This window comes from Spirosoma terrae (assembly GCF_010435915.1).
GTDB lineage: Bacteria > Bacteroidota > Bacteroidia > Cytophagales > Spirosomataceae > Spirosoma > Spirosoma terrae.
Window position 1 is genome coordinate 12565 of the sequence record NZ_JAAFZH010000020.1, and the last position, 12747, is coordinate 25311.

The 12747-nt window shown below is 45.2% G+C and carries 13 protein-coding genes; 8 read left to right on the plus strand and 5 right to left on the minus strand.

Annotated features, from left to right (window positions below):
- Positions 1-76: 76 nt before the first annotated feature.
- Positions 77-253, plus strand: coding sequence for a hypothetical protein (locus tag GK108_RS31120; RefSeq protein ID WP_170305423.1), 177 nt, complete (start codon positions 77-79; stop codon positions 251-253).
- A gap of 18 nt (positions 254-271) precedes the next feature.
- Here the strand turns inward: GK108_RS31120 and GK108_RS27775 are convergent, their stop codons facing one another.
- On the minus strand, positions 272-784 hold the full coding sequence (locus GK108_RS27775) for a phosphoribosyltransferase family protein (protein ID WP_163954860.1): 513 nt from the start codon (positions 782-784) through the stop codon (positions 272-274).
- 201 nt (positions 785-985) lie between these two features.
- Between GK108_RS27775 and GK108_RS27780 the strand changes: the two genes are divergently transcribed.
- From GK108_RS27780 to GK108_RS27795, 4 genes are all read left to right on the plus strand, one after another.
- Complete coding sequence (locus GK108_RS27780; RefSeq protein WP_246225222.1) at positions 986-1351, plus strand: DUF4783 domain-containing protein; 366 nt, start codon at positions 986-988, stop codon at positions 1349-1351.
- Between the two features lie 114 nt (positions 1352-1465).
- Positions 1466-2056 (plus strand): YcxB family protein, encoded by a 591-nt coding sequence (locus GK108_RS27785; protein WP_163954862.1) that lies wholly within the window; start codon positions 1466-1468, stop codon positions 2054-2056.
- 140 nt (positions 2057-2196) lie between these two features.
- Positions 2197-2781, plus strand: a complete 585-nt coding sequence (locus tag GK108_RS27790) for a Uma2 family endonuclease (protein ID WP_163954863.1) — start codon at positions 2197-2199, stop codon at positions 2779-2781.
- Positions 2782-2883: 102 nt separating this feature from the next.
- On the plus strand, positions 2884-4305 hold the full coding sequence (locus GK108_RS27795; protein WP_163954864.1) for a serine hydrolase domain-containing protein: 1422 nt from the start codon (positions 2884-2886) through the stop codon (positions 4303-4305).
- Between the two features lie 61 nt (positions 4306-4366).
- Here the strand turns inward: GK108_RS27795 and GK108_RS27800 are convergent, their stop codons facing one another.
- Both GK108_RS27800 and GK108_RS27805 read right to left on the minus strand, forming a co-directional pair.
- On the minus strand, positions 4367-4771 hold the full coding sequence (locus GK108_RS27800; protein WP_163954865.1) for a Dabb family protein: 405 nt from the start codon (positions 4769-4771) through the stop codon (positions 4367-4369).
- Between the two features lie 177 nt (positions 4772-4948).
- Complete coding sequence (locus tag GK108_RS27805; protein ID WP_163954866.1) at positions 4949-6172, minus strand: NADP-dependent isocitrate dehydrogenase; 1224 nt, start codon at positions 6170-6172, stop codon at positions 4949-4951.
- Positions 6173-6382: 210 nt separating this feature from the next.
- Between GK108_RS27805 and GK108_RS27810 the strand changes: the two genes are divergently transcribed.
- Together GK108_RS27810 and GK108_RS27815 are read left to right on the plus strand one after the other, a co-directional pair.
- The gene (locus GK108_RS27810) at positions 6383-7582 is read left to right on the plus strand and encodes a PorT family protein (protein ID WP_163954867.1); all 1200 of its coding nucleotides are present in this window, start codon (positions 6383-6385) and stop codon (positions 7580-7582) included.
- 91 nt (positions 7583-7673) lie between these two features.
- Entirely contained in the window at positions 7674-9377 is a 1704-nt protein-coding gene (locus tag GK108_RS27815; protein WP_163954868.1) for an amidohydrolase, read from the plus strand.
- Between the two features lie 241 nt (positions 9378-9618).
- Here the strand turns inward: GK108_RS27815 and GK108_RS27820 are convergent, their stop codons facing one another.
- Together GK108_RS27820 and GK108_RS27825 are read right to left on the minus strand one after the other, a co-directional pair.
- On the minus strand, positions 9619-10461 hold the full coding sequence (locus GK108_RS27820; protein ID WP_163954869.1) for an endonuclease/exonuclease/phosphatase family protein: 843 nt from the start codon (positions 10459-10461) through the stop codon (positions 9619-9621).
- A gap of 224 nt (positions 10462-10685) precedes the next feature.
- A complete protein-coding gene (locus tag GK108_RS27825) occupies positions 10686-11027 on the minus strand; it encodes a hypothetical protein (RefSeq protein WP_163954870.1) in 342 nt (113 codons plus the stop codon).
- Positions 11028-11398: 371 nt separating this feature from the next.
- Here GK108_RS27825 and ffh point away from each other — a divergent pair, with 371 nt between their 5' ends.
- Positions 11399-12718 carry a signal recognition particle protein gene (ffh, locus tag GK108_RS27830; protein ID WP_163954871.1) on the plus strand — a complete coding sequence of 440 codons (1320 nt, stop codon included), beginning with the start codon at positions 11399-11401 and terminating at the stop codon, positions 12716-12718.
- Positions 12719-12747 lie beyond the last annotated feature (29 nt).

The following is a 12747-nucleotide window of genomic DNA, read 5'->3' on the forward strand; positions in this document are numbered from 1 at the left end:
GAGTTTTTTGGGAAGATCTTGCCTGGTATTTGTTAGTAACCCAAGTAACTGGCATTCACCCTAAAAAACTCAACGCATGAACGTTAAAAGCATTTTTGGCATCATCTTAACTCTCGTCGGCCTGGTTGGGCTCATATACGGCGGCATCGACTTCACCAAAGGGGGCGTAGCACAGGCATCTTTTGTTTACCTAATACTGGGAGGCATCTTTTTCTTTACCGGCGTAAGTCTGCTACGTAGCACCAAAGCCTAGCGAACAGTATCTGGGAGATTATCTCATATATACGCCCATTCGCTGATCATCACTTAGCACAACCTCAACATGCTCCGTTAGCGTTGTGCTAAGTTCATACCCTGTATAATCGGCCGCAACTGGATAACGCGGATAGTTTCGGTCAATCAGTACCGCCACCTGAAGTTTTCGCACGGGAACGGCCAAAAACGGCTGCAAACTGAAAAGCAGCGTCCGGCCCGTATGCAGAACATCGTCAACAACAATAACAACTTTATCAACAAAGTCGCTGGCTGGGCGGTCTGTTTCAACGAGAGGTTGAGAGAGCTGCGCTTTGTCCAGCGTCAGTAATAGTACCTCTACTGTAAAAGGAGCAATGATCTGCAATTCCTGCGCCAGAGATTTAGCCAGCACAAATCCTTCGCCCGAAACACCCGCTAACAGGATGGCTTTCTCTTCAAAATTATTCTCATAAATCTCAAAAGCAATTCGGCGAATTTTCTGACGTATTTGTTCAGAATTCAGAATAAGCGTCGGCTGGGCGGTTTTCATAGATACTATAAATACACTTGAAGGCGCAAAGATGATAAAAGTCGGGAAGTCAATAAAGAAAGTTATGCATGTTCACTAGTTAATCATCGGTATTCGCTATGCTTTTGGCATAATTTTCGCCAATAGATGGAGCATACTATTCAGATTCTACGATACATGAATGCCCTGATAACTTTTTTAGTATTGTATACGATAGGGTTTATGCCAGTTAAGTCGGCTTCTGATACCGAACTCATTCAAACCATACAAACCTCCTTACGGAAAGGGAATGCCGGACAGTTATCGGCCCGCTTTGACAAAACACTGGAACTAATCATCGATACTGAAAAAGTAGATTTTCCTTCCGTCCAATCCACCCACGCGGAGCTGATTCTTCGTTCATTTTTCCGTAAGCATCCACCACAAAACTTTCAATTTGTATACCGGGGCGCTTCCAATCGCCTTCGTTATAGTACCGGCACCTATACAACGGAAGGTCAGACCTTTGCCGTTTATGTACTGATGCGGCAGTCTTCGAACCAGGAATACGTCATAAATGCCTTACACTTCCGAAAAGGCCGATTTTGATGTTACTTTATAAACTACCGGTAATTCCTGCATTATACCGTCAACATCCTATATCATAGATGCTAAATCGCCGTATCTTTGTATTTCATTTTGACGTTTGGCGTTGCCAGTACTATGATTGTTAAAACTAAAAAATACGCATTAGACCAAAAAACGTACATTAACATCGCGTTGCGGCAGTGGATACGAGATAACTGGAAATGGGCATTTGTACCACTGGGACTTATTATCCTGAACGTTGTTCTCAACCTGACGAAGGTTTATCCCAACTACTGGATTTATATCGTTATTGTTTTGCTCACTATTCTCTATGTGCTCTTCTGGGCCATTCAGATTACCGGTATTGCGCAGATGGAGCAGAGCAAGGCCCTTTTCCAGAAATATATTTATGAAATTGATAGCCGCCAGATTCTGATGCGTATCAACGTAAAGGAAGGTGGTATCCTGAAATGGGACCAGATCAGCGATCTTATTAAAGACAAAGAGGCTTACATTCTGTTCCTGAACAATGCCGAAGCTCTTAAAAATGTACAGGCCAGCTGGTTTGCCAAGACCGTAACGAAAGGTTTGGCCAAGGCCCAGTTTATTTATCTGCCTTATTCGATTTTCAATAGCGAGCACGACCTGAAATTCATGGATGCTATGCTACGTCGTAAGGGCCTGCTGCCCGAAACGGCTCCCGCCGAACCCGTAAAAGTGAAGTAGATCATCTGCTGAGGCTAAGCTTATCCTAACAACGAGCACGGAGACTATCTTCGTGCTCGTTGCTATTACATGGTCCTGAAGAAAGGCTTGCTAAACTTCAGCCTTTTCTTTTTTGTATATTTGATAAAACGTCAAAAGCTATGCAGGCCATTACGCTAACGATACCGCCTAATCTGAATGTGTTTTCGGACGACGAACTCTATGCGTTCTGTTTGGCAAATCCCGAACTACGTATAGAGCGCGACGAAACAGGCCATATTATTATTATGTCCCCCACCGGACTAGAAAGTAGCTTTACAAGTGGAGAACTCTTCGGCGAAGTTCGTAACTGGAATCGCCAGACCAAAGCAGGTCGAACGTCAGAATCCAATGGCGGTTATACGTTGCCCGACCGATCAATGCGAGCACCGGATGTTGGCTGGATCAGCAAAGAACGGTTGATGACCGTTATGCCGGAAGAGTTAAAAAAGTTTGCTCATGTATGCCCGGATTTCGTCATTGAGGTCCGATCCGAATCTGATAACGTAGAGGAGTTGCAGCTAAAAATGGAAAAGTGGATTAGCAATGGCGTCCGGCTAGGCTGGATGGTTGATCCCAAAACCCAGACAACAACCATTTATCGTCCCCAGACAACGCCCGAAACCAAAGCATTCAGCGATACGCTTTCCGGCGAAGATGTACTTGTCGGATTTAGCCTCAACATTCAGGACGTGTTAAATTATTAGGCGAGTCTTTAAGACGAAAAGGAGAAAGGACGTAGCATCCCTATGTCGTTTCTCCTTTTTTCGTTTCTTTGACTGAAGTGATCCCATCCTGACACTTCTTCTATGAAACGCATCCTGATACTCCTCTTTCTCGTCATTAGCCCGGTTGATTCGTTCGCCCAGCTAAGCGCTGATACGCTCGCTCGAATCGACAAAATCTTTGATCGTTATTTGCCACAGAATCCTGGCTGCCAGCTTTCTATTTCCAGAAATGGAAGTGTAATTTTTTCCAAAGCCTGGGGTATGGCCGATCTGGAACACACGATTCCGCTCACGACCGAATCCATCACCGAAGCGGGTTCGGTATCGAAGCAGTTCACGGCAGCCGCCGTTCTCCTCCTGGAGCAGCAGGGTAAATTATCATTGGACGACGATATTCGTAAATACATCCCCGAAATACCGGATTATGGTACGCCCATTACGCTACGTCGGATGATGCACCATGCCAGCGGTTTCCGCGACTGGGGCAGTGTAGCTGGTATTGCTGGTTGGCCACGTACGACCAAAACATATAGCAATGACGATGCGCTGGACATTATCATCCATCAGAAAGCGCTGAATCACAAACCCGGCGACGAATTTCTGTACAGTAATTCGAACTACAATCTGTTTGCCATTTTAGTGGAACGAGTCAGTGGTCTGTCTCTTGCCGATTACACGAAGAACTATTTGTTTGAGCCAGCAGGCATGACGCATACGCAATGGCGCGATGACTTCAGACGTATCGTCCCCAATCGGGCTATAGCCTATGAGAAAACCGCAACTGGTTACGAAACCGATATGCCCAATGAATATGTCTACGGAAACGGCGGCCTTCTCACCACCACCGAAGACCTCCTGAAATGGAATGAATACTACTGGAATGGGCATTTTGGTAGCCCTTCCTTACTACCCAAACAGCTAACCATTGAAGTGTTTAATAACGGCACTACGTATCCATATGCCGCCGGGCTTTACGTCACGAAAAACAAAGGCCAGGATTACGTTTATCATACCGGCTCCACGGCTGGTTATCGGGCTCTACTGATACGTTATCCTCAGGAAAAGCTATCGATTGCCTGGCTAAGTAATACGTCGCAGTTCGACGCGACCAGCAACAACGTAGTGAAAGAGATCGAAAACCTGTTTGTCGCTGATCGATCCGATAAAAACGCTGCATCTAAATCAGAAAGCGCTACGTCTACAATGGCAAAAAACAGCAATTCGGTAAAACCAAACTCATTACAGGACTATATTGGCACGTATTATTCCGAAGAGGCTCAGGCCACTTTTTCACTTAAAGAAAGCGGGGGAAAATTAATTCTCAACCAGGCACCCGGCGTGAATCTTGATTTGGTCGCTACTGGTCAGGATACATTTAAGGCCGCTGCCAGTTCGCGCGGGTTGGGTGGTGCCGTCATTACGTTTCAGCGTGATAAAAAATCGGTCAAAGGCTTCAACGTAACAATTCCCCGAGCCCGAAACGTATCGTTCAAAAAACAGTAAAGGCTTAATTTGTCCCAAACAGCATCCTGCTGTTTGGGACATCAGGATATTATCTAAACTATTATTTAGCCTGGTTGGTAAAGTCAACAACCGTCAGCTCACCGATCCAGGGACCAACAACCGTCCCAAATTCTTTATGAGCCGGATGCGGCAGGTAGGTATCCCGATCTTTCTCTGAATCGAACGTCAGAATAAAGGCATGAGTTAGGCCATGGGCGTGGTTTTCAGGGCTATTATTCGTTCCCCACTGAAAGCCTTTGATTTCCTTTATTTTCGATGGGAGCGCTTCAAAAGCAGCCACTATCTCTTTTACTTTCGCCTGGGTCGTTTCGGGTTTAAACTTAAAAAGCACAATGTGCTGAACAACATTTTTCATTGGTTTTGCGGGCGGATCGCCAGTAAGCGTGTGAGCGTATGTCGTGACAGACAAAAGGGCCAAAGCCACGATAGTCAGAATGCGTTTCATAAAGTGATGACCGTTTACACCAAAAGAAAATTAAAGTGCCACCCTACTATACGTCAGAACCGGGATTCGCAGGATTTAAATGATTTACACGATTTTTTGAAATACCGCTTTTTTGAAGCGAAAGCAAAATCATGCAAATCATTTAAATCCTGCGAATCCCGGTTCTGACAATTGGTATTACTTCGCCAGTTTCGCTTTCAGATTCTCATCTAAAGCTTCCAGGAAGTCTTCTGTATACAGATAGTGCTCACCAGCTACCAGATTTTTCACATCCGGGAAAGCCGAAATGGCCAGATCCTTCGTCATTTTACCGCTCTCTACGGTTTCAACGCAAACATCTTCCAGCGCGTTAGCGAAGTCGATCAGCTCCTGATTACCATCCAGTTTACCACGGAAAGCCAGACCACGAGTCCAGGCGTAAATCGACGCAATTGGGTTTGTAGACGTTTTGTTGCCTTTCTGATATTCGCGGTAGTGGCGCGTTACGGTACCGTGAGCCGCTTCTGCCTCCATCGTGTTACCATCTGGCGTCAACAGAACCGAGGTCATCAGACCCAGCGAACCGAAGCCTTGTGCAACGGTGTCAGACTGTACGTCGCCGTCGTAGTTTTTACAAGCCCAAACAAAGTTACCTTCCCATTTCAGGGCCGAAGCAACCATGTCGTCGATCAGACGGTGCTCGTAATGAACACCCGTTTCTTTGAACTCGGTTTCGTAAATTTCCTGGAAGATATCCTTGAAACGTCCGTCGTATTTCTTCAGGATGGTATTTTTCGTCGACAGATATAATGGCCAGCCTTTTTGCAGTGCTACGTTGAAGCACGAACGCGCGAATCCTTTGATCGACTCATCTACGTTATACATGCCCATGGCAACACCTGGACCTTTGAAGTTGAATACTTCGTACTCCTGCACCGTACCGTCTTCGCCTTCGAACTTCATCGTCAGTTTACCTTTACCAGGTACAATGAAATCCGTAGCGCGGTACTGATCGCCGAAAGCGTGACGGCCAACGATGATCGGCGCTTTCCAGTTCACAACCAGACGTGGTACGTTATTCATTACGATTGGCTCCCGGAAAACCGTTCCGTCCAGAATGTTCCGGATGGTACCGTTTGGCGATTTCCACATCTGCTTCAGATTGAACTCTTTAACACGGTCTTCATCTGGCGTAATGGTCGCGCATTTAATACCAACACCATATTCTTTAATGGCATTAGCCGCGTCGATCGTTACCTGATCGTTGGTTTCATCACGGTATTCGATGCCAAGGTCATAATATTTAATGTCAACATCAACGTAGGGCAAAATCAGCTTGTCTTTGATAAATTTCCAGATGATGCGGGTCATTTCGTCGCCATCCAGTTCGACAACCGGATTTGCTACTTTAATTTTTTCCATTGGACTTGGGTATATAAACGATTGAAAACGATACAAACTTGGCCGCCCGGCGACCCGGCGCAAAAGTAGTGAATTAGGGGCAACGGGTGAAATTGAAAGCAGTTTCCTTTTAGGGCTATTCTCTACCGATCAAGTAGTGCATACATTTTCGATACATTGGTATATTTATTGCAACAGTAAACCATATTCTTTCTAGTTTTAACCACAACCATGTATAAATCATTTATACGACCGGCTATTGTCTGTATATTTCTAGTTACGCTATCTACTTATCCCACTTACTCACAGCTATTTTTTACTAATGGCTACATCGTTTTAGCGTCTGGCGACACAGTTAAGGGTGAAATCCGTGAACGAAATGTCCAACTAATCAATTTTCGCCCGAATCAGTCAGCAACAATTCTGGATTACGTACCAAACCAGCTTATTGGCTATTATTCAGATGGAATAAACCACCTAACGGTCGATCTAACAGAGGATGGGCGTACTAGTGCTTATTTTATGCAGGAGCAGACAAAGGGTTATGTTAGTTTGTATCGTTTATTTAAACCAGAAGGCAACTTATCGCATGCGCTCCGTTTGCCTGACAAACGATTTATTCCACTACGAGGAAACTTATCGTTATTAATGCTTAGCAACAATTTGACAGAGTGTCAAAGCCCTGCCTTTAAACAGATGTTTAATGTCCACAACTTTTATCCATCTAGTTATAAGTTCGAACAAATCATCAAGGCATATAATACCTGTGTAAACCCAACCCAATCGATTCAAAAGCCGAAGAAAGTATTCCGCTACGAAGCGGGTCTGTCACTAGGAGCCGCTATAAATGGCTGGGTATATGGTGCTGCGGATAAACAAAACAGCGTTTATTATAATCCATACGTTTCTTATAGTCCAACATATGCAGTGGGAGGAGGAGGCTTTTTCACGGTAGCTCCTCAAAAAAGATTATCAGCCGGTCTGGAAATTTTAGCTAGCTGGTATAAGGGTAGCCGTAGTATCCCTCTAACTGACCCACTCAATCCATCAAATGTAGATAGCCGACTTTATTCGTTTAGCGAAACTTATTTTGCCTTACCGCTTACTGGACGTTACATATTTGCCGACCATGCTATACGATGGTACCTCAAAGCAGGTCTTGTTCCTACTCTATCTACAAATGTATCTGGCAAGTATTCGGGTAGTAGCTTAAACCTGGATGCAGATATTACCATTTTAAACAGGACAAATATTGGCATTGGCTATTTAGCGGGGATAGGCGCAGTTATCCCAATTGCGAAAAAACGACATATAAATATTGAATGTCGCACTATGCCACATTTTGTTTTGGACGGTGTCACCCGCACGGCTACCTCCCGTTCTCTGCAACTAATGGTTCATATACCATTTATAAAGAATGTGAAGCAGTAAATTTTTCAAATTAAATCTTCTAAAAAGCAAGCTTTTGCCGTATTTTTATGATGTACTACCCAATCATACCCTATAAAATTTGGCATTCCCAATGAAAAACTGTACTAAATTAGTATCGGCCTTGCTTTTGATACCTGTGCTACTTTTTGGCCAGGCGAAAAAAACGGCTAAATCCAACGACAAGCTCGACAAACTAAAGCAGGAAGCTGTAGCCGCCGTCGAAGCGAACAAAGAGTTGGCCCAGCAAATCAACGACAAACTATTCAGCTTTGCAGAGCTTGGTTTCCAGGAAGAAGAATCATTCAACTATTTAACAAGTCTGCTTGAAAAAGAAGGATTTACGGTACAGAAAGGCGTTGCCAACATACCTACGGCCTGGATCGCTACCTGGGGCTCGGGAAAACCACTGATCGCAATCGGCTCCGATATCGACTGTATTCCGAAAGCGAGTCAAAAACCGGGGGTGGCTTACAAAGATCCCATCGTAGAGGGAGCTCCCGGCCACGGTGAAGGGCATAATTCAGGGCAAGCGCTCAACATTGTTGCCGTACTAGCCGTCAAGAAACTGATGGAACGGGAAAAGATTCCGGGTACGTTAATGCTCTGGCCTGGCGTTGCCGAAGAACTGGTTGGCACGAAAGCCTTCTACGTTCGCGATGGTTATTTCAAAAATGTTGACGCCTGTATTTTCACCCACGTGGGGAACAACCTGGGCGTTTCGTGGGGGGATAATGGCAACAATGGTCTGGTATCCGTAAAATTCAATTTTGAAGGACAGGCTGCTCACGCTGCCGGTGCGCCCTGGCGCGGACGTAGCGCCCTGGATGCGGTTGAACTGATGAACATCGGCTGGAACTTCCGCCGTGAACACCTCGAACTTACCCAGCGTTCACACTACGTTGTTTCCGACGGTGGCGACCAACCTAACGTAGTACCGTCAAAAGCGGCCGTTTGGTACTACTTCCGCGAACGGACGTATCCAAAAATAAAGAAACTGTTCGAAACGGGCGTTAAGATTGCGGAAGGTGCAGCTATGATGACCGATACCAAATTCACCTACGAAATTCTGGGATCGGCCTGGCCCGTTCATACCAACAAAGCGATGGCTCTGGCGGCCTACGAAAACATCAAAAAAGTAGGGCTGCCAACCTGGTCGGAAGACGATCAGTTATTGGCCAGAGCTTCTCAAATTGAGTTACAGGCGCCTAAAGTAGACGGTTTAGCCACCAAACTGGATTCGATGAGCATGCCCACGTCGGCAGCACCAACCATGATGATGGGTGGCCAGCCGATGGCATCGATGGGCGGTGGCGGTTCCGACGACATCGCTGACATTTCGTGGTCATTGCCAACCATCGTGCTACGTTATCCAAGTAACATTCCTGGAATGCCAGGCCACCACTGGGCCAACGCCATTTCGATGGCAACGCCCATTGCGCACAAAGGAATCGTTTATGGCGCGAAAGCCGAAGCCATGACGCTGCTTGACTTACTGATGAAACCAGAACTCATTAAAGACGCCTGGGCGTATTATAAAGACGAGCAAACGAAAGATATTAAATACGAACCACTCATCAGCCCGAAAGAACAGCCAGCTATCTATCTGAACAAGAAGATTATGGCCGAATTCAAACCAAAGCTGGAGCCATTCTACTACGACCCAGGCAAATACAAAACGTATCTGGAACAGTTAGGAATCAAATATCCAACCGTCCGTGACGATCAGCGTGAGGCCGTGAAAAAAATTCTGGATAAAGAGAAATCATCGGCCGCGAAAGTTTCTTCGTCACGTTAATCAATCTGTTACGTATAAAAAAAAGCGATGAGGCAGCCTCGTCGCTTTTTTTTATACGTAACAGATTGATTAAACTTCCTAAAAAGAGGTTTGATCTGTCATTCCGACCGGTCCGCCGGTGCGGCAGGAGGAATCTTGGGGAGCTAGTTGATTCTTTGCTTTTACAAAAGATTCCTCCTGCCGCACCGGCGGACCGGTCGGAATGACAGATCAACCGTTTAAATACGTTCGTAGTAGTTGCCTACTTCAGAACCACTTTTGCAACAACCGGCTGATGGTCAGATGGGTAACGTTTTTCTTTAGCGTCTGTCAATACACCATATTTCAATACGTCGAACTGCTTGCTAACAAAAATATAGTCGATACGTTTGTCCATTGGCGCATCGAATTTGAAGGCATTGAACGTGCCTTCAGGGCCATATGGTGGTGTTGCCGTTACGTTATGTGAATCGTTTAATAGGGTCTGAATCGTTTTTACCTGTTCCGTTTCCGGCGTAGAATTCAAATCACCCACCAGAATCACCGGCGTATTTTTTGCGATTTCCTTAATCTTAGTCACCATTAATTTCCCCGATTCCCGACGGGCTTCAACCCCCTGATGATCGAAGTGAACACTGAAAAAGAAAAATTCTTTTTTGGTCTTTAGGTCAGAAAATTTAGCCCAGGAGCAGATTCGATTACAGCACGTAGCGTCCCATCCTTTGCCGGGCTTATCGGGCGTTTCGCTCAGCCAGAAATTACCCGACTGGAGAATTTTAAATCGATCTTTCCGGTAAAAAATTGCCGAATGTTCGCCTGCTTCCTTACCATCGTCGCGGCCTGCGCCGAAAAAAGCATAATCCTTTAGTTCAGCAATATCGGTCAGTTGATGACGTAACGCTTCCTGCGTACCGAATAGATCGAACTCATGGAAACGAATCAGATCCTTTACGTTCTCTTTCCGATTCGGCCAGGCGTTGATGCCATCATTTTTAGTGTCGTAGCGTAGGTTATACGTAGCAACGTTGATAGAATTAGATTGCTGAGCCACACTGAGTTGCAACGTCAACATACTACAGAATAAAAGAGAAAAAAGTAAGCGCATTGTTTCGTTGGTTTGAGAAGTCACCCTCTACTGAAGGAAGAATGGTGTTGTTTCTCCCTATTCATCGACCAAATGCTGATAAAATCAGAGAGTAAACAATCGCAAAAATAGAAGCGCCAGTATTATCGGATCATTAAATTACAGCAGATTTCATGATTGAAAATAAAATAGAAATGCCGCTTAGAGTTAGCTTCTAAGCGGCATTTAGCTGTATTGAAAACTTGTTATTTATTGCTTTGTTTATGCGTATGATTCGCTTCACGAACCATGTCCATTAGCCGTTTCCAGCAACGACTAATCGTTTTTTTATCGTGCGTTTTCGTCTCCTTAGGAGCTGTTGCATCAACCGGTGGCGTTTCTTCTTTTGTCGACGTATTTCGTACTAAAACAGGCGATTTAGCTGTTTTATCCGTTCCTGGTCGGCTAATCAACACAGCTGGTTTAGAAGCCGCCGGTGATGCATTCTGTGTTGAGATGGCATGAGCCGGTGCAGCCAAAAATGGGCAAGTAACTACTAATACAAAGGCTATATAGCCATTTACGTTCCTGATTAAGTTCGTTCTCATGAGGTTATTTGGTCAAAGTTACTCCGGCGGCCTTTTGGTGACCTTTGTATGAAACAATGATCGTTACCAAATATAGCAACTAGATTAGTATAATTACCTCATAAATTTGTATTAAAGTCAAAATAAACTCAGCTCTATTCTTCCCTATCAACTATAATGCCAAACATTATATTGTATCTCTACAATTGAAGCAAACATATTTTTCGTCAACAGCCAAATAACTAAGAAATCAGCTGATTTTTACCCAAAGAATAGTCTCTAACGGGATACTTAACGAACAAATCTGTCGTTTAAGATGCTGCCCTTGTTACGTACTGGCAATTAATGGCCGCTGGAAACTGTTATCTTTGTGCTATCGTTTGTAATAGACTATGTTCGAGAACCTTCAGGATAAACTTAATAAGGCCATAAAAACCCTCAAAGGGCAAGGCCGCATTACCGAAATTAACGTCGCTTCAACTATTAAAGAAGTGCGCCGTGCCTTAACGGACGCTGACGTTAACTATAAAGTTGCCAAAGACATTACCGACCGAATCCGGGACAAGGCCCTTGATCGCAAAGTATTGATCTCCGTAGAGCCAGGTCAGCTGTTCGTTAAAATCGTGCAGGAAGAATTGACGGACCTCATGGGTGGTGAAGCGCAGGGAATCAACATCAAAGGAGACCCCGCCGTTATTTTGATTGCTGGTCTGCAGGGATCTGGTAAAACCACTTTTTCTGGAAAACTGGCCTCCTATCTCAAAAAGCAGGGACGTAACGTACTGCTGGTTGCGGCCGACATCTATCGCCCGGCGGCTATCGATCAGCTAAAAGTGCTTGGCGAACAGGTGGGTGTTGAGGTATACTCAGAGCCAGAGAATAAAAACGCCGTTCAGATCGCGCAGAACGCTATTTCGCAAGCCCGCAAGACCGGCAAAAAAATCGTGATTGTCGATACGGCTGGTCGTCTGGCTGTGGATGAGGCTATGATGCAGGAGATTGAAGCCGTTAAACGGGCTATCAGTCCGACGGAAACGTTGTTCGTTGTTGACTCAATGACCGGGCAGGATGCGGTAAACACGGCCAAAACCTTTAACGATCGGCTTGATTTTGATGGTGTTGTCCTGACTAAACTGGACGGTGACGCCCGTGGTGGTGCGGCTCTTTCAATCAAAACGGTCGTTAATAAGCCAATCAAGTTCATCAGTACGGGCGAAAAAATGGAAGCCCTCGACGTATTCTACCCTGACCGGATGGCTAGCCGGATTCTAGGTATGGGCGACGTTATTTCGCTGGTAGAACGGGCTCAGCAGGCATTCGACGAAGAAGAAGCAAAGCGTATCAATGCCAAGATGCGTAAAAACCAGTTCGACTTCGACGACTTCCTGAGCCAGCTTCAGCAGATCAAGAAAATGGGTAACGTAAAAGATCTGTTGGGCATGATTCCGGGAATGGGAAAAATGATCAAGGATCTGGATATCGACAACGACTCATTCAAACCCATCGAAGCGATTATCAGCTCCATGACACCCAAGGAGCGTCAACGTCCCGATATCATCGATGGTAGCCGTAAGAAACGTATTGCAGCAGGTAGTGGCACCAATATTCAGCAAGTAAATAACCTGCTGAAACAGTTTGATGAGATGCGTAAGATGATGAAAAAAATGAATACGATGCAGGCATCCGGCAAGCTGAACAAAATGATGCGATAACTTGCCGAATACTATAAAAACGGGCGAAG

Excerpts from the sequence above, each read along its gene's own strand:
- GK108_RS27795 (WP_163954864.1), top strand. The coding sequence starts at position 2,884 with ATGAAACGCATCCTGATACTCCTCTTTCTCGTCATTAGCCCGGTTGAT.
- GK108_RS27815 (WP_163954868.1), top strand. The coding sequence starts at position 7,674 with ATGAAAAACTGTACTAAATTAGTATCGGCCTTGCTTTTGATACCTGTG.
- GK108_RS27810 (WP_163954867.1), top strand. The coding sequence starts at position 6,383 with ATGTATAAATCATTTATACGACCGGCTATTGTCTGTATATTTCTAGTT.
- GK108_RS27820 (WP_163954869.1), bottom strand. The coding sequence starts at position 10,461 with ATGCGCTTACTTTTTTCTCTTTTATTCTGTAGTATGTTGACGTTGCAA.
- GK108_RS27825 (WP_163954870.1), bottom strand. The coding sequence starts at position 11,027 with ATGAGAACGAACTTAATCAGGAACGTAAATGGCTATATAGCCTTTGTA.
- GK108_RS27790 (WP_163954863.1), top strand. The coding sequence starts at position 2,197 with ATGCAGGCCATTACGCTAACGATACCGCCTAATCTGAATGTGTTTTCG.
- GK108_RS31120 (WP_170305423.1), top strand. The coding sequence starts at position 77 with ATGAACGTTAAAAGCATTTTTGGCATCATCTTAACTCTCGTCGGCCTG.
- GK108_RS27800 (WP_163954865.1), bottom strand. The coding sequence starts at position 4,771 with ATGAAACGCATTCTGACTATCGTGGCTTTGGCCCTTTTGTCTGTCACG.
- GK108_RS27780 (WP_246225222.1), top strand. The coding sequence starts at position 986 with ATGCCAGTTAAGTCGGCTTCTGATACCGAACTCATTCAAACCATACAA.
- GK108_RS27775 (WP_163954860.1), bottom strand. The coding sequence starts at position 784 with ATGAAAACCGCCCAGCCGACGCTTATTCTGAATTCTGAACAAATACGT.
- ffh (WP_163954871.1), top strand. The coding sequence starts at position 11,399 with ATGTTCGAGAACCTTCAGGATAAACTTAATAAGGCCATAAAAACCCTC.
- GK108_RS27785 (WP_163954862.1), top strand. The coding sequence starts at position 1,466 with ATGATTGTTAAAACTAAAAAATACGCATTAGACCAAAAAACGTACATT.
- GK108_RS27805 (WP_163954866.1), bottom strand. The coding sequence starts at position 6,172 with ATGGAAAAAATTAAAGTAGCAAATCCGGTTGTCGAACTGGATGGCGAC.